Consider the following 24,222-nt stretch of genomic DNA (forward strand, 5'->3'; position numbering starts at 1 on the left):
ACCTTTTTCACTGGAACTCCTTTTATTCTCAATTCAATGGCTTTCATTTTTGTTTCCACTGGGTAACTTACTCTTGTTGCCAACGTAAAAACACCTCCAAGGTTGTCTCCATATCTTACGACATGGTTGCATTTTCTTGAAGGTGTTTTGATTTGTCTCACGTTATGGGGTCAGTCCCTTCCATGTTATAGACGGGGCTGCTTTTTTATGAGCTTTAGGTTTAAATCCATATTCATCAAGAATGGGTTTATTACCTTTTTCCAAGCTATTTCTAGCGATTATTAATTATTTTTCAATAAATCCATCGGAGTAAAATACTGCTCATTAGAAAGCTGAGCATAGCTGCGAACCAATAAAAAAACAAAATCTAAAAATAATACCAACACAAAATGTAAGCATTTTCGGATAGGCAATGAAAAGGACAAAAACGTATAAAGTTTGTCATAAGGCCTGATTTTATAGGGTGATATGATGAAATTGTAAAAAAAGTGGATGAAGAGTCAGACATAGCAAAAGAAATGAAGAAGAACGAAGAGCATTCTGAATACTTTCGAATTTTGCAAGATCATTATCGAACAAGTATGCCTGTGCTTCAGGAATCATTTCTAGCATCGCTGCTTACCCGAAAACTGACAAGCCAGCAAATTGAAGAAAAATCAATGAATTATGATATTCAGCTGCGCGGCTCTCAGTATGTTGTAGCGCTCATCGCTCTTTATCCTACGGAAGAATCAAAAGAATACTCCTCTTCCTTGTTAAGACAGTCGCGTGGTGTGGATTATATGATTCAAGCTGTTTTGAATAGAACGCGAGAAGTATGGGACATCAATTCGCTTGGGAAAGTGTTTATTTATCAAGAAAGCATTGCTTTGCTGGCTATCGATAATGGACAGCACAAGGAGCATTGGTTTTCGATTATGCAAGCAGCACTGTCGGATGTTCTTGAGCAGATTGTGCAAGAGCTGAAGCTGAATGTCACGATTGGTGTTGGATCGCGTGTTTCAGATATTGCCGATGTACATCATTCTTACCGAGAAACGCTTATTGCACTAGACTATCGTCTTGTTATGGGGTCCAAGAAGGTTATCTATTTTCACAATATTGAAGATTATGAGAGTGAGCAACTTCGATTCGACGAACTGAAGGGGCAAGCTTTAAGGAACAGCTTGAAGATGGGGACGGCCGAAGAGCTTTCTGACGCAGTTGATACAATATTCGATGAACTGTTTGAAAGTAATTTTGCTTTGCAGGATATTCAAATCTATTTATTTGAGGTATTGACGGTAATATTGCGTACAGCGAAAGAGGCTGATATTGATCTTGATGGACTGTTAGGTACAAGTATTCAACTGCATGCAGAAATGTATAGATTGCCAGGTTTAAGAGAGGCAAAACGTTGGGTTTTTGATATATGCATTGAAATGATGAGGAAGATTTCCAGCCAGCGGAAGCATGTATATAAAGATATTGTCGAAGAAGCCATTCAGTATACGAAAGATCATTTTATGAATCCAGATTTATCCATTCAAGAGGTTTGCTCATTCCTACACATTAGTACAGGTTATTTCAGTCGTGTATTTAAAAAAGAAGTAAAACTAACCTATGGACAATATGTCATGCACATCCGGATAGAGGCTGTTAAGCAAATGCTGCGTCTTACAGAGCTTAAAGCTTCTGAGATTGCAGATCGCGTCGGGATAACCGATCCTAAATATTTGGGTTTTTGCTTTAAGAAGCATGTCGGGATTTCGCTAACGGAGTATCGGAGTAGAATTACAGAATCCCTAGTGAAATATGAGTGATTCATCGTTACACACCATATCAGATTTACAACAATAGATTAGAATTTCCAGACAAGACGTGAGAATTGTGGGTTCGAATAACAATCATTCTTCTACATAATAGGTCGAGAAGTTAAAAAATGAATTTGGGGGAATTTTGGATGAAAAAGAAATGGGTTCTTGCGTTACTGACAGGTATGATGTTGACGGCTGCAGCATGCAGCAACGATGGAGGAAATACAGAGGGAGAAAAAAAGGATAGCATACAGATCGGAGCAGCTATTTACAAATTTGATGATACCTTTATGACGGGTGTGCGCAATGCAATGCTGGAGTCAGCGAAAAACGGAGCGAAATTAGATGTTGTGGACAGCCAAAACTCGCAACCAACACAAAATGAGAAGGTGGATCTATTTATTTCGAAAAAGTACGATGCGCTTATTATTAATCCAGTTGATCGTACAGCTGCAGGCGTCATTATCGATAAAGCAAAAGAAGCTAATATGCCAGTCGTATTCTTAAATCGCGAGCCGATTGCGGAAGATATGGAAAAATGGGATAAGGTATACTACGTCGGTGCTAGAGCAGAGGATTCAGGAACGATTTCGGGGCAATTAATTAGCGATTATTGGAAAGAAAACCCAAGCGCGGATAAGAACGGTGACGGCAAGCTGCAATACGTGATGTTAACTGGTGAGCCAGGGCATCAAGACGCGGAGCTTCGTACAAAGTATTCTGTTGAGGCTATTGTGGACGCAGGCATAGAGGTTGAAGAGCTTGCTAAAGATACAGCGATGTGGGACCGAGTCAAAGGGCAAGAAAAAATGCAAGCATTTCTAGCATCAAATGGAGATAAAATCGAAGCAGTTCTTTCTAATAATGATGATATGGCGCTTGGCGCGATTGAAGCGTTGAAAGCATCGGGTTACTTCAAAGGTGATAAGTATATTCCGGTTGTTGGTGTAGATGCAACAGCTCCTGCTATTCAAGCCTTGAAGGACGGAACCATGCTGGGTACGGTGCTGAATGACGCGAAAAACCAAGGAGCAGCATCTGTTGCGATTGCTACTGCGCTTTCCAAAGGGGAGACGCCAACAAAAGAAAATATTGGTTTTGAAATCACAGATGATAAATATGTATGGATCGCTTACAAGAAAATCACAAATGCGAACATTGCAGACGCGGAATAATGAAATAAAGATGAGGGAAAGCGGTATCCCGCTGTTTCCTCCTAACTTATTTATTGGTTTTTGATGGGAGGATATGAAATGGAGCAGCATTATGTTCTGGAAATGCGAGGAATTTCGAAGGGCTTTCCAGGGGTACAAGCGCTCAGCAACGCAACAATAAAGGTGAAACCAGGAACTGTACATGCTCTTATGGGTGAAAACGGGGCTGGGAAATCAACGCTAATGAAGTGCTTGTTCGGCATATATAGACCGGATGAAGGTGAGATTTTTATAAATGGTCATAAAACAACGATTCATAACTCTAAAGAGGCACTGAAAAATGGAATTTCCATGATTCATCAAGAGCTTCATCCCGTACCGCATCGTAATGTAATGGAAAATATTTGGCTTGGTCGGTTTCCGGAAATAGGTTTTGGTCCGATTAAGTTTATTCATGAAAAGAAAATGTACGAAGACACATTGCATTTATTCAAAGATCTTGAGGTCGATATAGATCCTCGAGTGCGCACGGGGACGCTGTCTGTTTCAAAAATTCAAACGCTGGAAATTGCGAAAGCGGTTTCTTTTCACTCAAAGCTCATCGTAATGGATGAGCCAACATCCTCTTTGACTGGCAACGAGGTTGAACAGCTATTCAACATTATCAATAGTTTGCGTAAACGCGGTGTATCTATTATTTATATTTCTCACAAAATGGAAGAAATCTTGCGCATCTCTGATGAAGTGACGATCATGCGTGATGGTCATTATGTTGGAACTTGGCCTTCAAGTGAGCTAACGACAGACCTCATTATTACAAGAATGGTCGGTCGTGATTTGAAAGAACGCTTTCCTGCACGAAAGAATATGCCTGGCGGCACAATGATGAAGGTGGAAGGTCTATCGTCGCCTAATCCCAAGTCGTTTCAGGATATTAGCTTTGAGCTGAAGAAAGGGGAAATTCTCGGCTTAGGTGGCTTGGTTGGCGCTCAACGAACAGAGCTGATTGAAGCCTTGTTTGGACTACGGAGCGTAGTTTCCGGAAAAATCTCCATAAACGGGAAGCCAGTGAATTTAAAAACACCTTCTGAAGCGAAAAAGAATAAAATTGCGCTTCTAACCGAAGAAAGGCGAGTAACAGGGATTTTTCCAGTGTTATCGGTTTATGAGAACACGATTATCGCGAATTTGTCTCGTTACCAAAATAAATTTGGGCTGTTGAATGAAAGAAAAGGACGAGTTGACGCGGCGGATAATGTTGAAAAGTTTGGAACAAAGACACCGTCTGTTCATCAACAAATTCGTTATTTATCAGGGGGAAATCAGCAGAAAGTACTCTTGGCAAGATGGCTGCTTACAGAACCAGATATATTGCTGCTTGATGAGCCTACTCGTGGTATTGATGTTGGCGCTAAATTTGAAATTTATACGATAATTACCGAGCTTGCGAAGCAAGGGAAAAGCATTATTATGATCTCCTCGGAAATGCCTGAACTGCTTGGGATGTCTGACAGAATTATGGTCATGAGCGAAGGCAAATTGACAGGCATTGTGGAGGGCAAGTCAGTAACAGAGCAAGAAATTATGCGCCTAGCTGCGCAGCAACGTTCGGTCGTATCAGGGGGTAAACGTAATGAACACGCAATTACTGTTTAAAGTGAAAGACTATTTAATGCAACGAGCGATTTTCGTGGTGTTGATTTTGATTGTAATTGGCATCGCGGTGGCAGATCCTAACTTTCTAGCCTTTTCTACGCTTAGAGATATATTGCAGCAGTCTTCGACTAAGCTAATTATTGCAATTGGTGCGGCATTTATTCTTATTACAGGCGGTACAGATTTGTCATCTGGACGAGTTGTTGGGCTAACGGCAGTTATTTCGGCATCGATGCTGCAAATAGATACGTATGCCAACCGATTTTACCCGGACTTGCCGCAGCTTTGGGTAATAGCTCCGATTTTAATAGGCATTATAGTTGGTTTGCTTGTTGGATTAATAAACGGTTTTATCGTAGCAAAACTTCATGTTCCACCTTTTATTGCTACGTTAGGAACAATGGTAGGAATCTACGGTATCAATAGCCTTTATTTCGATATGAAGCCGAATCAATCGCAGCCGATTGGCGGTCTTCGAGATGATTTTAAAGTGTGGGGTTCGGGATATATCGATCTTGGAGGCGGCTATACGATCCCGTATATTGTGCTTATTGCGCTCGCTGTAGCACTTATCTGTTGGGTCGTATTTAATAAGACTCGACTGGGAAAAAACATGTATGCAATTGGAGGAAACGTCCATGCGGCACATGTTTCCGGCATTAATGTCGCTCGAAATCTGATTTATATTTATGCCATTTCGGGAGCGTTGTATGGTCTTGCTGGTGTACTTGAAGCAGCCCGAACAGGAGGAGCTACGAATAACTACGGAAACATGTATGAATTAGATGCCATTGCGGCATGCGTAGTTGGCGGGGTGTCAACTGCTGGCGGGGTGGGCAAAATCCAAGGCGTAGCAGCAGGCGTATTAATCTTTGGTGTTATTAACTACGGATTAACGTATATCGGTGTTAGTCCCTATTATCAATTAATTATTAAGGGACTCATTATAGTTGCAGCCGTAGCTTTTGATATTCGAAAATATATGGCAAAAAAATAGTTTGTACATTCAACGTATTAAAAAGGAGGTGATGAATGTATTGCTTATTGGCAAGTACATGATGATTCAAAGGAATGTTTATCACATGCAGCCTTGGCGATTGCCATGGCTATTAAAGGCATACATTCCTTTAGGTAACAGAGGATTTATAAAAAAAGTGTTGCTTTAGGATGCTACTATTTTTGGGAGGGTTGAAATTGGGTATTAAAAAACGTGCAAAAAAAATGTTGGTGTCCTGCTTGGCATTTTCGCTAGTAGGATCGATGTTCGTTGGTTTGCCGAATGCTGTCTCGGCAGCACCAAGTGCAACTGAAATTAAGTTAAGTCCAGACAAGATGAAGAAAGTATGGGATGGTTGGGGAACTTCATTAATATGGTTTGCTAATGCTACTGGCGGCTGGGAAAGCGAGCAAGCGAAAAATGATTTGGTGGATGCATTATATGGCAAAGAGGGACTTAATTATAATATTGCCCGCTACAACATTGGCGGTGGCGATGATCCGACTCACAATCATATGCGTGAAGGCGCTGATATTCAAGGCTTTTCAACAGAAGAGGGTCATTTTGATATTAATCGTGATGAAAAACAGCGTTGGTGGTTGCAGGAAGCATTGAAACGTAAACCAGAACTAATTATGGAAGCGTTTTCCAATTCTTCGCCATACTATATGACCCACAGTGGTTGTACTGCTGGTAATCATAATGCTTGGGAGAATAACTTAAAAGAAGATTATTATGATGATTTCGCGGAATATTTAGCAGAGGTAGTCAAACATTATAATGATGATTTTGGAATAGAGTTCGATACTCTTTCACCAATTAACGAGCCCAATACAAATTACTGGGGTGCTTTCAATCGTCAGGAAGGCTCGCATTGGGATCCTTGGGCGCAGTCATGGATTATTTGGGAAGCTCGACAAAAGCTGAATGAAAAAGGATTGAATAATGTTGGCATTTCAGCAATGGAAGAATCCGTAATCGATACTTTCCTGGAAAATTGGAGCCATTATAATGACGATGCAAAAAACAGCATTTCTCAAATGAACGTTCATGCTTATGGAGGTTCAAAAAGATATGAGGTTCGTCAGCTTGCCGAACAGGAAAATAAAAAGCTATGGATGTCAGAAGTTGATTTAGGACCAGGCGGTATTGCTCATAATCATGATGATATCGAACCAGCATTAGCGCTGGCTGATCAAATTATGGTGGATATTAAATGGTTTGAACCGCAGGCATGGGTAATTTGGCAAGCTATTGAAAGCGAACAAAATATGCAATCAGACAAGGAGAATATGAACTGGGGTCTGATTCATGCTGATTTTGATACTGAACAATGGTGGTATACGAAAAAATATTACGCGATGGCGCAATTTAGTAAATTCATTCCGCAAGGCTCGAAATTTTTTGAGAATAGCGATGGTGATGGAAAGACACTAACGGCTTATAACGAAGGGACAGGGGAAACGGTTATCGTCTATCGCAACCCGGATCAAGGCAGCAGACAATTGTCATTTGATCTTTCCAAGTTTGTAAAGCCTGGAAGTGAAGTATCCACTTATGTGACAACTTCAGAAAAAGATTTACAGGAAGGTAAATTAGAAGTTTTAGGAACTAAGCTTTATGCAAATGTGGAAGGAAAATCAATTACAACTTTTGTTATCAAAAACGCTCAGTACGTCGAAGGCCAAGAAGCAGACGTTACACAGATATTAAATGATTTAAAGGTAAGTATTGAACAACATAAAGCAACCTTGAATGAAGATAACCCGGATATTGAAGAGTTGGAAGCGCTAATTACAAAAGCTGACGATGCGCTTCAATCTGGCAGCAATGAACAAATATCTGATGCAATTGTTGAAATCAGCCTCAAATTCAAGGCAATGTTGTCTGATGGTGTTATAGGTGTTATACCACAACAGTTGATGAGAGCTTCGGCGAGTAGCGCACAATCTGGAGAAGGTCCGGAGCTTACTATAGACGGTGATGTAAATACAAAATGGCATACGCCATGGGGCGATGGCTATCAAGATCCACCGCACTCTATTACTTATGAATTAGGCAAACTGTACAAAGGTATTAACAAACTGGAATATACACCAAGACAAGACACAGATACGAATGGTACAGTTACTAAGTTTGAAATTGAAGCAAGTATTGACGGTGTGAATTTTAATAAAATTGCAGAAGGAACATGGGATGCTAACAAAGCAATAAAAACAGCAACCTTTACTCCCGTCGATGCGACTCATATTAAATTCAAAGCACTAGCATCGCAAAGTGATGCTGGCACACAGTTTGCATCTGCTGCTGAAATCAATTTGTACAGGGATTCAAATTTTAAACTAAATTCAGAGCAACTTGATAAAGCAATAACAGATGCTGAACAATTTATTGCAACTTCGAATAAAGATGAAAATCTATTAGAGCTTTTGAAACAGTATGTTGATGCCGGCAATGCATTAATGAGATCGGATTCATCCACGCAAGAAGAAATGAATCGTACGACTAATCAAATTAATGATGAAATGGTTAATTTGCAGAGAGATAGTTTCCTCGTTGAAGGGATCACAGTGAAATACGCCCCAGAAGCACACTGGAGCACACCTATAGAAAGCATGTTAGATGGTAATCGAGATACATTTTATGAAACGAATTGGGAAGATTGGGGCCGTAAATACCAAGCAGGCGACTATATCGTTCTTGACTTGAATAAAAGTAGAAAAGATATAAGCCAAATCCTCTACACACCGAGACAAGGTAAAGATAAAGAAAACGGTCGTATTAAACAATTCAAAATTTATACAAGCGATAAAGATTTGTCAAACGTTGAATTGACAGGTACACAAAGTGAATTAAATCAACATTTTGAGTTGGCAGCCGTCGGCGGTCTTGATACAGGAAAAGATTATGATCAATCCGCAACCTTCCCCTCAAAAAATGCACGTTACGTAGCTATTCAAGTTATCAAAACTGGCGGCAACAGCTCTACTTTATCGATTGGCGATTTGGCTGTTTATCAAAAGTATGTTGCGGACATTGATACGAGTATAGTTCAAATTGCTAAGGAAAAGTTGGTTACTCTTTACGAAGATATGGTTCCATACGTAAGAAATATTATGGACAATTATTTAAATGAACTCGAAGATACAGAACATCTAACGTTAGAATCATTAGAACATTATAATTACTGGCTTAATGAATATTATAATTTCTATTCTAATCTTGGTCATGTAAGCTCAATCAAAAATGGTGAAGTGTGGCTAGATACTGAGGGTGTGCCCATTCAGGCGCATGGCGGAGGTATTATATATGACGAAAACACTAAAAAATACTATTGGTACGGAGAAGATAAAACGGAATCGAACATGGGTGCTGGTTATGTTCCGATGACTGGTGTACATGCTTACTCATCTACTGACCTTTATAATTGGAAAAATGAAGGTGTTGTATTGCCAGTATTTAATAATCCGTCTCTTGGAGATAGAACACACGATGGATTGACGGATGCTTCTGACATTCCAATGTATATTCATGAAGATGATGAATTGTATAAGGAATCGGGAGTAGGATTCGAGTCTTGGCGACAAGAACAAAATTATGGGAAGCTTGATGATTGGAATTTCATTCCGGAAAATGGAGTGGAAAAACGTTTTTATAATTTCGCTGGTAACATGAAATCACCAGTTCAAACACTTAAAAAACATAATACACGGGAACAAATTGCCGATTTGAATGCACTGTATAAAGATACTTCTATCGAAGAGAAACAAAGATTATACGGGCTGTTCAATTGGGATAAAGTTGTGGAACGACCAAAAGTTGTTTACAACGAGAAATATGATAATTATGTCATGTGGTGGCATCATGACGGTCCAATGTCGGGTAAATATTGGACAGCATCAGGTGGTGTAGCTGTAAGTAAATCACCGATTGGTCCGTTTAAAGTGCTTGATATTGAGAGAATGCCAAATGATGGATGGGATCCTGACAAAAGGGGTGAAGGAGATGGTATGCTCCGAGATATGACCCTTTATGTTGATGATGATAAAACAGCATATTTGATCTATTCATCCGAAGGAAATGGGACTACCATCGTTCTAAAACTGGATGATACTTATACACAACCAGCTCGTGAGGAACATGGAAATGCGATTTGGGCGAAAGCTCATAGCAATGGTAGAGAAGCTCCAACATTATTTAAACAAGATGATACGTATTATTCAATAACATCTGGTTTAACAGGCTGGAACCCAAATCCTGCTAAATATCATATTACAGGACATCCATTAACATGGTGGTGGGAAGATAAAGGCGATCCATTCTGGGATGATTGGAAAGGAACTACTCATGAGAGTCAAAGTACTTTTGTACTGCCATACAGAGATAAAAGCGGAAATATTGTAAGAGATAAATTTATCTTTATGGCAGATCGTTGGAATCCTGGAAACTTGAGTGACTCCAGATACATTTGGTCCCCAATACACTTGGACAGTGAGAATAAACGCATTTCAATGAATTGGCAATCGGAATGGGATTACTCACAATTTGGAGAAGCGCAAATAGAAAAGTACACTGTAACATTCAATAGTAATGGTGGTAGTGGTGTAGCTAGCATTGAAGCAAACCCTGATTCACCGATTTCTGAACCATCAGCGCCGATAAAAGAAGGATACATTTTCATCGGCTGGTACAAAGACGAAGCTTTGAATGAACAATGGAATTTTGCAACGGATAAAGTAGCAGAACAAGATATCACCTTATATGCGAAATGGGAATCTGAATCTACGAATGTGTTGGTAGAATCGATCAGCCTGACTAGCGCGGTTGGCAATACAGCAATAGATGTGAAGGGCGGCAGCCTGAAGCTGACGGCAGAGCTATTGCCAACGAACGCTTCCAACAAGAAGGTTGCTTGGACTGTCTATGAGTCAGATGAAGTAACGGCAACAGACAAAGCAACAATCGATCAAAACGGATTGTTGACTGCCGTGAAGGATGGCGCTGTAAAAGTAATCGCTACAGCAGCGGACGGTTCAAAGGTTCAAGGTGAGATCGTGATTGTCATCACGAATCAATCTGAAGTTGAAGATATTTCTGTTACTTTTAATAGTAACGGCGGCAGCGAAGTAGCAAGTATTAAAGCCAAACCAGGCTCCGTACTTTCTGAACCAACAGCACCAACAAAAGCAGACTACGTGTTCGTTGGCTGGTACAAAGATGAAGCATTGATGGAACAATGGAATTTTGCAACGGATAAAGCAGCAGAACAAGATATCACCTTATATGCGAAGTGGGAGTCTGAGTCTACGAATGTGTTGGTAGAATCGATCAGCCTGACTAGCGCAAGTGGCAAAGCGGCAATAGATGTGAAGGGCGGCAGCCTGAAGTTGACGGCAGAGCTATTGCCAACGAACGCATCCAATAAGAAGGTAACTTGGACTGTCTATGAGTCAGATGGCGTAACGACAACGGACAAAGCAACGATTGATCAAAACGGATTGTTGACTGCCGTGAAGGACGGCGTTGTAAAAGTAGTCGCAACTGCAACGGACGGATCAGAGGTTCGAGGTGAAAAAGCGATTGATATTACTAATCAAACTTCCGACGGAGGAAACAACGGTGGTGGTGGTAACGGCGGAGGAAATAATGGTGGTGGTAACAACAGCGGAGGTAGCGGTGGTGGTACTAAAGAACCAGCCCACGAAAACCCAGCTTTATACGAGCCGAAGAAATCTGAGCTAACGATTGATTCCGCACTAAATAGCTTGACGTCTTCACTTGATCGCAATCAACTTACCAAAAAGGCAGCGGAGTTTTTAAAAGCAGAACAAGCCGGTACCATTCTAACGATTGATGTTCCTGGAAATCACACACGATATGAAGTGAGAATTCCATTGGACGCTTTGAGCGGATTAGCTGCGAACAAGCCGGATTCGATCGTATCGATCCGCAGCAAGTTTGGAAGCTATGAATGGCCGGTGTCTATTTTAAACAGCAAGGATATGAAAGGTAAAGTAGATGCCGATGCTGTATTAATTGTAAGCATGGTGAAAGCGAACGAGGATAAGTTGCAGCAATTGGATGCAGCCCTATCCGGCAATGGAATGAAGCGTATAAGCGACATTATCGACTATAAAGCAACGCTGAAAACGAAAGATGCGGAATACGATAATCATTCCATCGGTTATATTGAGCGTACTTTAACCGTAGACAAAGTAATTCGCAATTTGAATGAAGCAACGGTCGTATCATATGATCCTGAAACGGGAGCCATTCGATTTGTACCAGCGGTGTTTACCGTTATGGATGGCAAGACTGTAGCAACGATCAAGCATTACTCGAATGGCATGTATGTCATCATTGAAGGCAATAAAACATTCAAAGATATGCGCGGACACTGGGCACAGAAGGATGTAGAAACACTCGCGTCTAAGCTGATCGTAAATGGGAAAACGAATCATGTCTATGATCCGGAAGGGAAAGTGACCCGTGCAGAATTCGCATCGCTGCTAGTAAGAAGCTTGGGCTTGAATAATAATGGTGCTGATCAGGTATTTGACGATGTAGCAACTGCTAAATGGTATGCCGCAGATGTAAGTACAGCGGTTCAGCACGGGTTAGTACAAGGAGTAGGCAACAACAAGTTCAATCCTGACGCATTCATCACTAGAGAGCAAATGGCTGTTATGATTATGAAAGCTGTTCATCTCGTTCAAGGAGATACAAGCGTTGGATCGAATTCATCAAGCATTTCGTTAGCTGCTTTTGCTGATCAAGACCAGCTATCGGGCTTTGCCCGTGAAGCAGTTCAAGCCGTAATAAATGCAGGTATTATGAATGGCAAATCGGAAACCACGATTGCGCCAAAAGATACAGCAAGCCGTGCTCAGACAGCAGTCATGCTGAAGCGAGCATTGAGCTTTGTTAAGCTGATTAATTCGTAATCAATAAAGAATGACACGTAGTCAGCTCATCATGTGAGCTGACTACGTGTTTTTAACCAAACGTATGAGAAGATAGAGCTCAATTTGCAGACTGATTAAGGTGTGTTGTTAATAAATGGTTATTCGCATATCACTGATTGTAAGCGATGTCAAAAATAGCATCGAAGAAAATGATGCGTGTTTGGCAATAACCTCATGAACGATAAAGATTGGCCAGTCTACAACTCGCGACACTCCTAACAATTGTACTTATATACATTAAATTACCATTATTTTCATTAAATATCTCGTATGATGTGTACAATTATACATGTAGTGGATACAAGCATACATGGATGAATCTGTGAAATTCCTCTACACTTATAACAATTACCAAGAGTAGAGGAGTGTATTTGAATGAAAGACCAAAAATGAATTACCCTGGTAATTTTCAGTTTTTTTTAGATTGAAATCAAATCGTAGCGTATTAATTATAGGTTGAAAAGCTGCAAGGGGGCAGAAATGAAACCAATATATAAGATTATGATTGTAGATGACGAAATGCTTGTTAGACAAGGAATTAAGCACCTTCTAGATTGGGAACAGGAGGGATACCGAATTGTCGCTGAGGCTTCGAATGGTCTTGAAGCTTTGGATTTGGTTGATGAGGTCAACCCTCATGTCATACTAACAGACATCGTGATGCCAGTTATGGACGGTGAGGAATTTGTTAAGCGGGTGAAGGAGAAGTACCCTCATATTGAGGTAATCGTCTTAAGCAGCTTCAGTGAATACGGCTACGTTCGCTCCACATTTCAGAGCGGAGTAGCGGACTATATCCTAAAGCCGAAGTTGGAAGCCGAATACCTGTTATCGATCTTAAATAAAACAACTGCCAAAATGGTTGGGACGCAGATGGGCGATCAAGGAATTGATATGGAGGAAAAACAGCTTACACGAATAATCGAGAAGCTAATGAGCGGATACGAGGCTTCGCAAGAACCTGGGTTGGTGCATTCGAAGTTTCCATACAGACGTTATGCATTTTTCGGTACGGACATGAACCATATTAAAGATTCTGATGAAAAGGTGACTTTCGCAAGCCAAATAGATAGAGGGCTGCGTAAGCTCAGCAAGGACAAAGCAGCCTATATGCAGCTAAAGTTTGACAACGATTCTATTCTTTTCTTAATTAATGTGAATCCAGAGCAATGGGTCGAAATGCTTATGGAGCTCAGGTGCCTCGTCACAGAAATGACAGAGATTAAGAGCGGTACCCAATTCGTTCTTAGTCAAAGCTTCGAGGATTTTAACCGCCTTGGAGAGATTTATCGGAACAATCACTTGAAGCTTACAAGATATAGCTTTTACCTGCCGACACGAAGCCTGATTGAAAATGATCATTTACCGGGACTCTCGGATGCGTATCAAGAATATGACATGGCAGAATTATCGGAACAGCTGCGACGAAAGCAATTCCAGAAGGCGTTTACGAGCTTTCTGGAATTTGTGCATCTGTGGTCAAAGGACTATCGCACCGAAATTTTTGAATTCAAATCGTTTTTGGGGAACTTCATATTTAACGTGACGACAACACTTGGGAAAATGAAGTATGAAACCCCTGGGGGAGAAGACGCTAAATATGACTACTTCCGAAAAATTGATGAAGCTAGGTATGCTAAAGACGCAATTGCTCTAGCTGAAGCGTTCATACATGAGGCAGAACATGTGATTCGCAAGGCGAACTCATTATTTAATCCAAATATATCTAATCTGCTTGAATATATTCATGAGCATTACGCTGATCCGATCACGCTGACCGGAGTGGCGAGGCAGTTTCATTTCAACGCTTCGTATCTGTCTAGTTTTTTCGCTACTCATAATGAGGAAGGTTTCAGTGAATACCTAAACAAAGTCCGGCTGGAAAAAGCGATGGAGCTTCTCTTGACGACGGGAGAATCGATATCCGAAATCAGTGCAAATGTAGGCTATTCGGACCAGAGCTATTTCACAAAGGTGTTTAAAAAGCATACCGGCATATCGCCAAGCCAGTATCGGAAACAATTCTCGGAGGAGATAAAGGAGTCATGATAAGAAATGCTGCATTAAAGCTGAAAAAACAGGGCTTGTTCCTCAAGTTGTTTCTCGTCACGCTCATTAGCATCGTTACCGTATCGCTAATAACCCTGGCTATAACGATCAGCATGTCGGAAAAATTATTTTTTCAAACGTTCAGCATTACTAACAGCAAGCTGCTGAACCAGATGAAGACCAACCTTGAGTCTTACAACTACACGGTAGCTACTGGAGCAGCGATGATAGCTCAAAATGCCTCTATCCGAAACTATTTATCTGGGCAAGAGACGGATGCAGTATCACTTGCCACCGAAACATACCATATGACAGAAGGCATGAAGGCGATTCGGTCCAACTTTAGCGCTTATGACGTTGGGATTATGATCATAGGCGTGAATGGTCGGAGTTATTCAACAGATGCTTATTATTGGTCCACTTTCGCCGAGGAAATGAAAAACCACACCGTTATGAAAGCAACAAATGAGCAATCTGCGCAAATCCTGTATCAGCTCTATCCAGCTGGTGACAACAAAGGCATTGCGAAAGAGCAAGTGCTTGTGGCTTCCAAAGCTTTATTTGATCAACAGACTAGTAGTTTTTACGGCACCTTGTATGTTGCGATTCGTGATCGCAATTTCAGATCTTTTTATGCTAACTTTACGAGTGAAGGCAATGACGTGTTGTTGATAAATAAAAACGGATTGATTGTGTCCAGCAATCGGAGCGAGCGGATTGGGCTAATGGATAAGCCGTTATATACAGAAGTAGCAGCTCAGCAGCTCGGAGAAGAAGATGAAGGATCCGCCTATGTCATGGGCAATGAACGAATTGTGTTTTCTGAATATTTGCCGGAGTTTGATTTTTATCTGGTAAATCTAATTGACAAGAAAGCAGTGACCGGACAGATGGTGAATGCAGAAGCGGTGACGTTGACAATTATGGTCATCGTGGCGATTTCCCTTATTATCGTATTTTTAATTACCCGAAAAATGACGAAGTCCCTGCGTGTACTCGTTAAACAGATGTCACATATTCCAACGAGTGGATTCGATAATCATATCGATATCGCTACTAGCAGTTATGAAGTTAAAGAGCTGGGCAACGCTTTTAATTATATGCTTGATGCACTGCATGATTATGTAGATCGGCTGTTGGAGACGCAAAAGCAAGTGCGTAACGCAGAGCTGGCCGCACTTCAAATGCAAATCAATCCGCATTTTCTATACAATACGCTGGCATCAATAAAGTTTTTGGTGCTGCAGGGTAATAAGGAAAAAGCAGCAGGTACGATTAATGCACTTATCTCTCTCCTGCAAAATACAGTTAGTGATGTAGAGTCCACTATTCCTGTTTGTCAGGAACTGGAGACAATGAAGCATTATGTCTATATCAATCATGTGCGGTACAGTGAGAAGATACGCGTGAATTATTTTGTGGAGCCTGACAGCTTGGATTACCACATACCGAAGCTCATTCTCCAGCCTTTTATCGAAAACGCATTCTTTCACGGATTCAACATTAAAGAACAAGGAAGTATTTTGATCATGATAGCCGTGCAGGAGGACCAACTAGTATGCGAGGTCGTGGATAACGGAGACGGTATGGATATAGAGCAAAAACAACTGAAAGTAGAGCAGATACGTACGCCGAAGAGGAAACGCCAATTTTTCTCCGGCATCGGCATACGTAATGTTGACGACAGAATTAAATTAATGTATGGGGAGAATTATGGGATTAACATAACAAGCAAACGGGGTGAAGGTACTAAAATCAAAATTAACATTCCATTAATTAATAAATAAAGAAAGTGCTAAACAACTAAAAAATGTGCTAGAGACGTCATGAAAAGTGAATAAACGAACCAATAATAGCACCAAAGCTAACAAAGAAAATACAAAAGAACATGAATACAAAGTGTTAAGATGGATGCGTTATTGGAAAACGCTTTCATCTTTTTTCATTTTACAAGGGGGATTATTTATTGAAGCAATTAGTTTTCATTCTGCTTGCTGGCGTTATTCTCTTGACGGCATGTTCGTCTGGTGGAACGAAAGGCAGCCTAACAAGCTCGGGAGATGGAAGCACTTCCAATCCGAAAGAGATTACAGTTTGGGCGTGGGACCCGGCGTTTAACATTGCCGCCATGGGTGTAGCAAAGGAAGCATATTCACAAGTTCATTCGGATGTCATGATTAACATCGTAGAAAACGCGCAGGCTGATATCGTTCAAAAGTTGAACACCGTGTTGAATTCAGGTTCTACGAAAGGTTTGCCTAACATCGTATTGATCGAGGATTATCGAGCACAGAGCTTTTTGCAAGCGTATCCGAATTCATTTTGTGAATTGACAGACATTGTAAATGTAGAAAACTTCGCGGATTATAAGATTGATCCGACCAGTGTTGATGGCAAGCAATACGGCGTACCATTTGATTCAGGTGTAACCGGAATGTATGTAAGGACAGATTATTTGGAGCAAGCGGGCTATAGCTTAGCTGATATGGAAGAAATCGACTGGAAGCAGTATATCGAGATCGGTAAAGCTGTAAAAGAAAAGACCGGCAAAAGCATGCTCACCCTTGACCCTAACGATCTTGGACTTATTCGCATGATGATGCAATCTGCGGGGCAATGGTATACGGCTGAAGATGGCAAGACTCCGATCATTGCAGACAATGCCGCTTTAAAAGAGGCGATTGAATTGTATAAAGAAATGCTGGATTCCGGCATTGTGAAGGTGATATCGGATTGGAGCCAATTTGTTGGTGCATTCAATCATGGTGAAGTCGCCAGCGTACCTACCGGTAACTGGATTACCCCTTCAATTAAAGCTGAAGCTTCTCAGTCACAAAAATGGGCAGTAGCTCCGCTTCCTAAGCTTGCAGTAACAAAAGGCTCCGTCCATGCATCAAGTCTTGGCGGCAGCTCTTGGTATGTAATGAATGTAGAGGGAAAAGAAGCTGCTGCCCAGTTTCTCGGAAAGACATTTGCCTCCGACGCTGAACTCTATCAGTCTCTAAATACAAAGATTGGAGTCATTGGTACCCTAAAGGCTGCGGCAAGTGGAGAAGCTTACTCTGCGGCAGACGAATATTTTCAAGGCCAAAAAATCGTATCTGATTTTGCAACATGGACTGCTAAGATTCCTACCGTCAACTACGGCACGAACACTTACGCCATAGAGGATATTATCGTTGTTGCATTGCAAGCTTATTTTGGCGGGGAAGATGTAGATACCGTTCTGAAGGATGCGCAGATGCAAGCCGATACTCAAATTCGCTAAAAACATTTCAAGCGTTGCTACTCTTGGAAACAGCCCCCGACGAGTCGCTGGAAGCTATAACAGAGCTTGGCCAGCAATTGACCCGGATATTCCAGGATATGTACGATAATGATATTTGTGTTGTGATCAGCGGATTGATGGATGATGCGAAGCAGCTCCACAAACAATTTCACGAGATGTAAACGATGCTGGAAAACAAGTTCTTTTTCGATGAGGGTACGGTGATGCTTGCGAACCGCACGTCATTTGTTACGGGCGATATGGCGGCAGGAGTAAATGATGTGCTAACGGAATTGAAGCAAAACATTCAGCACAATCGATACGATATCGCGCAACTGCATGTCGAGCAACTATTTGATGCTTTGCAACACAGGGAGCATTTTACGGTTATATATGTAAAATATGTGTGCACCGAAATTGTCAAAGCTACATTCAATGCTTCTATAACAAAAAATAATGATAGATTCAAGCATAGTTTGGAGGACATCTATAAAACGGTAAAGCTGAGTGATTTGCGTAAAGTAGTACTGAGAATTTTAAAGGCAAACGAGTCTTCTTGCGAAACGAATTCGGAAGCGACCTCCAAAGCGATCGATGAAGTCGTCCGAATAATCGAGAACGAATACCAGTCAGACTTGTCGTTGGAGTTATTGGCGGAGCGGGTTTATTTATCTCCTAGTTATTTGAGCCATTTATTCAAGAAACAGAAAGGGATAAGTCTCAATAAGTTCATGACCTTGCACCGAATGGAAAGGGCAAAGGAACTGCTTATAACAACCAACCGTAAAATTATCGATATCAGCCTTGATGTTGGTTATAGCAACTTTTCCTACTTCAGCTCGTTATTCAAAAATCATTTTGGTCGAACGCCTTCCAAGTGCAGAGAAGAGGCATAACCTATGAAACGGCTGATCTATGGATTGTTCAATCGTTTACGGTTTAATCAAAAACTATTTCTTTCCTATTTAATCGTTATTATCATTCCTATTATGGTGCTTGGCATATACGCCTACAATCAATCAAAGGACATGTTGAAGTTGCAGGCACTGCAAGGGATTGATAAGAATGTAAATACCGTTACTCAGAGTATTGACAATTCGGTTGAACGCTACAATCATGCGATTCGATCGATCGTATTCACTAAGATGTTTCAGAAGATCGTAGCCAATGATTATATCGACTTAGTCAATCTTTCGCGGGATTTGAATGATTTCTTAGATCCGTATTTTATTATGATGATGAACCTTGACAAGGATATTCAGAAAATAACCTTTTACACCCAGAGCACTGTGCCGGAATTCGGCGATTTAGTAGTCTCACACAAACGTGTTAGTGAGGAGCCATGGTATAACGAAGCTATGAAGGGGATAGAACCACTATGGAAATATGAGAATAACGAACTGTTTGTAGTCCATAAATTCCCAGGTAATCTAAAAGAGCGCTACACGAATATTGTTTATATGCGAATTAATGAGAGCAGTTTTTTCAAAAACATTACCGATTTAGCTCAGGAGTATGGTGTCATCATCTCTGATGACAATAGTCGGATCGTATATGCGAATCAAAGTGCAAAGTTGACGGCCTTCGACTTCAAGGAAATTATGAAATTGGCTGCTATGCAACAGGACATGACGGGTACGGAGTGAATCGTTTTGTGAAAATGTGTTATGACGGCTGGGGAGAAGAAGTCATAAATGATGCTAGCATTGTCGTTCCGAACTATTTGTGGCATGTATTCACACGGTTCAATTGGGGTGAGCCTTGGGGTGCAGCAACACGTGAAGGGCAGCTTGAATGGCGGCTCACCAACCAACGGTTTTTTGCTCGTAACTTCATTCCGTCAATGCTTGGATGGTTTCTTGTTCGTTCGGCTTCCGATCAGTTCGAAGCAACGTCACCTGATGAAATAGAGTGGGTATTATCGAAAGCGGCAGTTTTTAACGCTGGTTTTGCTTTAGTTGCCGATATGCAGGTGCTTGGGCGAAACGGCAACATCGAGTCGGTATTTACATCCGTACGCGAGTGGGAAGCTGCCAGACAAGCTGGCGCCTTCACATCCGAACAACGGGAACGGATGAAGGACCCGAAAAGCGACTGGCATTTGGAAGCGGCAGGTGATGGAAAGTGGAATTTATACCCTGTTCATATCTCAAAACCGCTCGTATGCAACCCGGCGGAGCTGCAGCCAGGCCAACCAGGGGGGGCAGATTGGACGTATTTCAACCGATATGCGGATCAGCCGCTAAAATTTACACTGTGCGTCATTCCTTCATATGGTAACGATGACGCCTCGATTAAACGTCCAACATTTTATACGAACGGTGTATACATGACGTTTGATACAGAAATCCTCGTGAACCAATATCTTATTTGTGAAGGTGACAGAATCGGTAAAGTATATGATCAGAACTGGAATCTGCTGAAAACCGTTCATGCTTCCGCCGATGCGCCAATCGTAAGGACAGGTGGACAACCGCTATCTTTTAGTTGCAAGTTCGAAGGCGCTCCGAAGCCTCTAGTTAGCGTCCGAGTGACGACATGGGGAGAAGGGGAAGAAGTAGTAAAATAAGCGGCGACCGTTTTCCTATACATAATAGGGGAACGGTTGTTTTTTCTGAGTACGCCGATTTCCGAAACTCTAATGGTTCGCTATTGCTTCCGTATCTCCGATTATCCATTCATGTCCACATAGTGCAAAATTAAGTCTTGTTAGTTCAAATACTAATATGGTTTGGGAGTTTATCATCTAAGAATATGCTTTTACTAATAGACTGATAGTTTAGAGTCTGGAGAAGTTGTTTCAACTTCAGGACAACGAAAAAAACCTTAATTATGAAATTCGGTATACAGCTATGATCTTATTCCAGGCTGGGCAATATGGCCATTCAGGCTTGTGATCTTGTTCACTTGAAGTTTGACAGATACTTTAGCCAACAAATGAAAGAATCAAGCACTCAGAGAGCTAAAAGGAGAAAACAATGAGCACAAGAAAAGACTTACAACATTACCCTTATATGAATGCAAGCTTGCCTATTGAAGAAAGAGTTGCGGACCTTATATCGAGAATGTCACTTGAAGAAAAGGTAAGACAGCTTGATATTTATTCTGGAAATGAAATTTCCGATTCAGTAGAAGGCTTAAATGCAGATTTGCTTAACTACGAAAAAATGGAAAAGGTATCTGCTGGAATTGGAATCGGATGCATCCAAAACCGAAATTCCAAAGCGGAGACTGCTAATAAAATTCAGGAGTATATCATCCAAAATTCAAGATGGGGGATTCCGGTACTCTTTAGTGAAGAGGGACTTCACGGTTTTGGGTGGAAAGGCTGTACAGTGCTCCCTCAGCAGGTCGCACTCGCATCAACATTTGAGCCAGAACTCGGATATAAACAAGCGAGAGTCATCGCTTCCGAAGCGCGCAGCTTTGGTATACATGAGGTTTGGGCACCTGTTCTCGATCTAGCTAGGGAAATCCGATGGGGACGAGTGGAAGAAGGATACGGAGAGGATCCTTATCTAGGGTCTATGTTCGCGGAGAACATGGTAAGAGGGCTTCAAACGGATGACCTTACAAGACCCGATGCCGTAGTGTCGGAACCCAAACACTTTACAGGATACGGTGCTCCTAGGGGAGGACACAATTGTGCTCCGGCCATGATGGGGCATCATGATAATGCATTTTACTGTCTGCCTGTATTTGAGGCTGCTTTTCAAGCGGGTGCAATGAACACAATGTGTTCCTATAACTCTATTGACGGCACTCCTGTAGCTAGCGACCATTCGCTGCTTACTGGTGTACTTCGCGATAAGTGGGGCATGAAGGGCTTCGTACGAGCGGATATGACGGCTGTCTCCATGCTGCATACCATGCACTTTGTTGCTGAAAACAATCGGGAAGCTATCAAAATGGGTCTTGAAGCCGGTGTTGACATGCAGCTTTACGACTTTCCGCATGATATATACCAGGACAGCATTATTGACCTTGTAAAATCAGGTGAGGTGGACGAGAAAGTAGTAGACACAGCTGCTGGACGTGTACTTACAGTTAAATTTACAGTTGGAATCTTTGAAAATCCATATACAGATATCGAACTTTCTTCGAAAGTTGTGCACAGTGAGGAGCACGTACAGACGGCTCTCGAAGTTGCAAGAAAGTCGATCTGCCTGTTGAAAAACAGCAAAAATACGCTTCCTCTCAAAAGAGACATTGGCAAGATTGCAGTGATTGGACCAAGCGCGGATGTTCCCCGTTACGGAGATTACAGCAGCCCAGTTGTGCCTGAGCATGCGGTTACGCTTTTGAAAGGCATCCAAAACATCGTTTCGGAAAAGACCGAAGTTATCTACGCCAAGGGCTGCGAAATTCTGGAGTCCGACTTAATGACTATACCGGGCAAATGGCTCAAGGACAATGATGGCAACGACGGACTTGTAGGTGAGTACTACAATTCTCTTTCTTTTGAGGGAGATCCTGTTTGTGTGCGAAATGACAAACAGATAAACTTCAACTGGATTTACACAAAACCTGCTGACGGTGTAAACGCAGATAACTTCACTGTTCGTTGGACAGGCAAAATTAAACCGTGCGATACAGTGGATGGTTACATTGGACTCAGCAGCATGGACAGCATGCGTTTGTGGATCGACGGCACGCTGCTTGTTGACGGTTGGGGCGACCTTGACTCCAATCAGATGGTTGCGTTCAAATTTGTCGAAGGCGAAGAGTACGATGTTAAGGTTGAGTATCTCAATGATTCACGTGGGGTAAGGGTAATCCTCGGTTACAGCCTCGGCAACGATTATATGGACGCTGCGGTTAAAGCAGCACAAGAGGCGGATGTTGCTATTGTAGCGGTGGGTGACAACGATCAGACTAGTGGAGAGAACCTGGACAGAGCGGACCTTAATCTTCCGGGCAGACAACTTGAACTCGTCAAGAGAATTTATGAAACAGGAACGCCTGTTGTTCTTGTCCTCCAAAACGGACGTCCGATGTCGATCACATGGGAGGCAGAGCATCTGCACGCGATTATAGAGGCATGGTTTGTTGGCGAGCAGGGCGGAAATGCTATTGCAGAGGTTATTTTCGGAGATGTCAATCCTGCTGGTCGTATTCCGATGTCTTTCCCAAGATCGGTTGGTCAGCTACCTGTATACTATAACCGCACACCATTCTATGGACATAAATATGTTGAAATGGACTGGCTCCCACTGTACCCATTCGGGTTTGGTCTGAGTTACACAACATTTGCGTATTCGGATCTTGACATTTCAGCAAGGGAAATTGCTCCGGATGGAACAGTGGATGTATCGTTTAACGTAACTAATACGGGAAATGTCGCAGGTGAGGAAGTTGCTCAGCTTTATATTAGGGATGAATTCAGCAGTACGGTCAGACCAGTCAAGGAGCTTGCAGGGTTTAAGCGAATTCATCTTGAAATAGGCGAAACAAAGCGCATCACGCTTACACTGGGATACAGACAACTCCGTACACTTACTAGAAGCCATGATTGGGTTGTGGAACCGGGTAAATTTGAGGTAATGGTCGGACCAAACTCGGGCGACGTTCCGCTAACAGGAGAGTTTTTCGTTCGGAAATAAATATGTATGAGTTATCACTGCTGGTATGATTCGAAATTAGGGAGGTAGTTCATTTGCCGCGTGTTCTTTTTATACGCAGCAAGGGAACTGTATCCCTTTTTTTGGTTCCATTTACCTCTGTATTTCTCCCCATTTTATGGGAATAACATGATTATCATAAAAAATTGCTTCGAAATCAGAAAAACCTTTTGACTTTTTATTATGACCCCAATAATTACATAACGCACCGTGAGTGCTCATGAGGTTAAAGCGATTGCCGGCGATCATGAAGTAGAGGTTAGCTCAAGGAATCCGGATCAGACTTTTTCGATGAGCGTAATGATTAAAAGCGGAGTGATCATGTTATAAAGCGGAAGAAAACGGAACCTTGCGCTATTGTCACGGGATGGATGAGGTTAACAACATTCTGGAGAGAGTTAGGAACTAATGGACAATTATGATGTGTTGACTCTGCTTGCTCGATAATTATAGAGTGCTCAGTGTCGGCCGTGTTGGTCAGAAAATCAATTTGTAAAACAAAATTAAACATGATCTCAAACCACTTTCTAAAGTGGTTTTTTTATTGTCTTAATAGGTTTCTATCCTAGTTTTTTTACTCTTAATCCACCGTTCGAACAAAGCTAATTTACTTTTGCATCGTATTTATCCAGTATAAACGTTTGAATTGGATTCTAAAAATTTCTGGGGTGATGATCTTTACAGGAAAAATTATGTCTGCTAAACTAGCTACATTC

13 protein-coding genes are annotated in these 24,222 nt (G+C 41.6%); all 13 read left to right on the forward strand.

Annotated features, from left to right (window positions below):
- Window positions 1–518 precede the first annotated feature (518 nt).
- Complete coding sequence (locus tag AB4Z50_RS01495; RefSeq protein WP_441874857.1) at window positions 519–1,802, forward strand: helix-turn-helix domain-containing protein; 1,284 nt, start codon at window positions 519–521, stop codon at window positions 1,800–1,802.
- A 140-nt stretch (window positions 1,803–1,942) separates the two neighbouring features.
- Window positions 1,943–2,971 (forward strand): galactose ABC transporter substrate-binding protein, encoded by a 1,029-nt coding sequence (locus AB4Z50_RS01500; RefSeq protein WP_441874859.1) that lies wholly within the window; start codon window positions 1,943–1,945, stop codon window positions 2,969–2,971.
- Window positions 2,972–3,049: 78 nt separating this feature from the next.
- Window positions 3,050–4,606 carry a sugar ABC transporter ATP-binding protein gene (locus AB4Z50_RS01505; RefSeq protein ID WP_441874861.1) on the forward strand — a complete coding sequence of 519 codons (1,557 nt, stop codon included), beginning with the start codon at window positions 3,050–3,052 and terminating at the stop codon, window positions 4,604–4,606.
- The gene (gene mglC, locus AB4Z50_RS01510) at window positions 4,584–5,603 is read left to right on the forward strand and encodes a galactose/methyl galactoside ABC transporter permease MglC (RefSeq protein WP_441874863.1); all 1,020 of its coding nucleotides are present in this window, start codon (window positions 4,584–4,586) and stop codon (window positions 5,601–5,603) included. Before AB4Z50_RS01505 ends, mglC begins: the two co-directional genes overlap by 23 nt.
- 197 nt (window positions 5,604–5,800) lie before the next feature.
- Window positions 5,801–12,547: an InlB B-repeat-containing protein gene (locus AB4Z50_RS01515; RefSeq protein ID WP_441874865.1), complete on the forward strand. Its 6,747-nt coding sequence runs from the start codon at window positions 5,801–5,803 to the stop codon at window positions 12,545–12,547.
- Window positions 12,548–13,048: 501 nt separating this feature from the next.
- Window positions 13,049–14,617, forward strand: a complete 1,569-nt coding sequence (locus AB4Z50_RS01520; protein ID WP_441874868.1) for a response regulator transcription factor — start codon at window positions 13,049–13,051, stop codon at window positions 14,615–14,617.
- Window positions 14,614–16,404, forward strand: a complete 1,791-nt coding sequence (locus AB4Z50_RS01525; RefSeq protein ID WP_441874870.1) for a cache domain-containing sensor histidine kinase — start codon at window positions 14,614–14,616, stop codon at window positions 16,402–16,404. The genes AB4Z50_RS01520 and AB4Z50_RS01525 overlap by 4 nt, the downstream gene beginning before the upstream one ends.
- A gap of 179 nt (window positions 16,405–16,583) precedes the next feature.
- On the forward strand, window positions 16,584–17,885 hold the full coding sequence (locus tag AB4Z50_RS01530) for an ABC transporter substrate-binding protein (RefSeq protein ID WP_441874872.1): 1,302 nt from the start codon (window positions 16,584–16,586) through the stop codon (window positions 17,883–17,885).
- 23 nt (window positions 17,886–17,908) lie between these two features.
- Window positions 17,909–18,067, forward strand: coding sequence for a hypothetical protein (locus AB4Z50_RS01535; RefSeq protein ID WP_441874874.1), 159 nt, complete (start codon window positions 17,909–17,911; stop codon window positions 18,065–18,067).
- Between the two features lie 3 nt (window positions 18,068–18,070).
- Complete coding sequence (locus AB4Z50_RS01540) at window positions 18,071–18,781, forward strand: helix-turn-helix transcriptional regulator (RefSeq protein ID WP_441874876.1); 711 nt, start codon at window positions 18,071–18,073, stop codon at window positions 18,779–18,781.
- Window positions 18,782–18,784: 3 nt separating this feature from the next.
- Window positions 18,785–19,531, forward strand: coding sequence for a hypothetical protein (locus AB4Z50_RS01545; protein ID WP_441874878.1), 747 nt, complete (start codon window positions 18,785–18,787; stop codon window positions 19,529–19,531).
- Window positions 19,532–19,539: 8 nt separating this feature from the next.
- Window positions 19,540–20,454 carry a hypothetical protein gene (locus tag AB4Z50_RS01550; RefSeq protein WP_441874880.1) on the forward strand — a complete coding sequence of 305 codons (915 nt, stop codon included), beginning with the start codon at window positions 19,540–19,542 and terminating at the stop codon, window positions 20,452–20,454.
- A gap of 409 nt (window positions 20,455–20,863) precedes the next feature.
- Window positions 20,864–23,488, forward strand: coding sequence for a glycoside hydrolase family 3 C-terminal domain-containing protein (locus AB4Z50_RS01555; RefSeq protein WP_441874882.1), 2,625 nt, complete (start codon window positions 20,864–20,866; stop codon window positions 23,486–23,488).
- Window positions 23,489–24,222: the final 734 nt, after the last annotated feature.

The sequence above is a fragment of the Paenibacillus sp. 2TAB26 genome (assembly GCF_052115145.1).
GTDB lineage: Bacteria > Bacillota > Bacilli > Paenibacillales > Paenibacillaceae > Pristimantibacillus.

Bases quoted from the DNA above. Each gene is read 5' to 3' on its own strand.
- AB4Z50_RS01495 (WP_441874857.1), top strand. From the start codon at position 519: ATGAAGAAGAACGAAGAGCATTCTGAATACTTTCGAATTTTGCAAGAT.
- AB4Z50_RS01500 (WP_441874859.1), top strand. From the start codon at position 1,943: ATGAAAAAGAAATGGGTTCTTGCGTTACTGACAGGTATGATGTTGACG.
- AB4Z50_RS01505 (WP_441874861.1), top strand. From the start codon at position 3,050: ATGGAGCAGCATTATGTTCTGGAAATGCGAGGAATTTCGAAGGGCTTT.
- mglC (WP_441874863.1), top strand. From the start codon at position 4,584: ATGAACACGCAATTACTGTTTAAAGTGAAAGACTATTTAATGCAACGA.
- AB4Z50_RS01520 (WP_441874868.1), top strand. From the start codon at position 13,049: ATGAAACCAATATATAAGATTATGATTGTAGATGACGAAATGCTTGTT.
- AB4Z50_RS01525 (WP_441874870.1), top strand. From the start codon at position 14,614: ATGATAAGAAATGCTGCATTAAAGCTGAAAAAACAGGGCTTGTTCCTC.
- AB4Z50_RS01540 (WP_441874876.1), top strand. From the start codon at position 18,071: ATGCTGGAAAACAAGTTCTTTTTCGATGAGGGTACGGTGATGCTTGCG.
- AB4Z50_RS01545 (WP_441874878.1), top strand. From the start codon at position 18,785: ATGAAACGGCTGATCTATGGATTGTTCAATCGTTTACGGTTTAATCAA.
- AB4Z50_RS01555 (WP_441874882.1), top strand. From the start codon at position 20,864: ATGAGCACAAGAAAAGACTTACAACATTACCCTTATATGAATGCAAGC.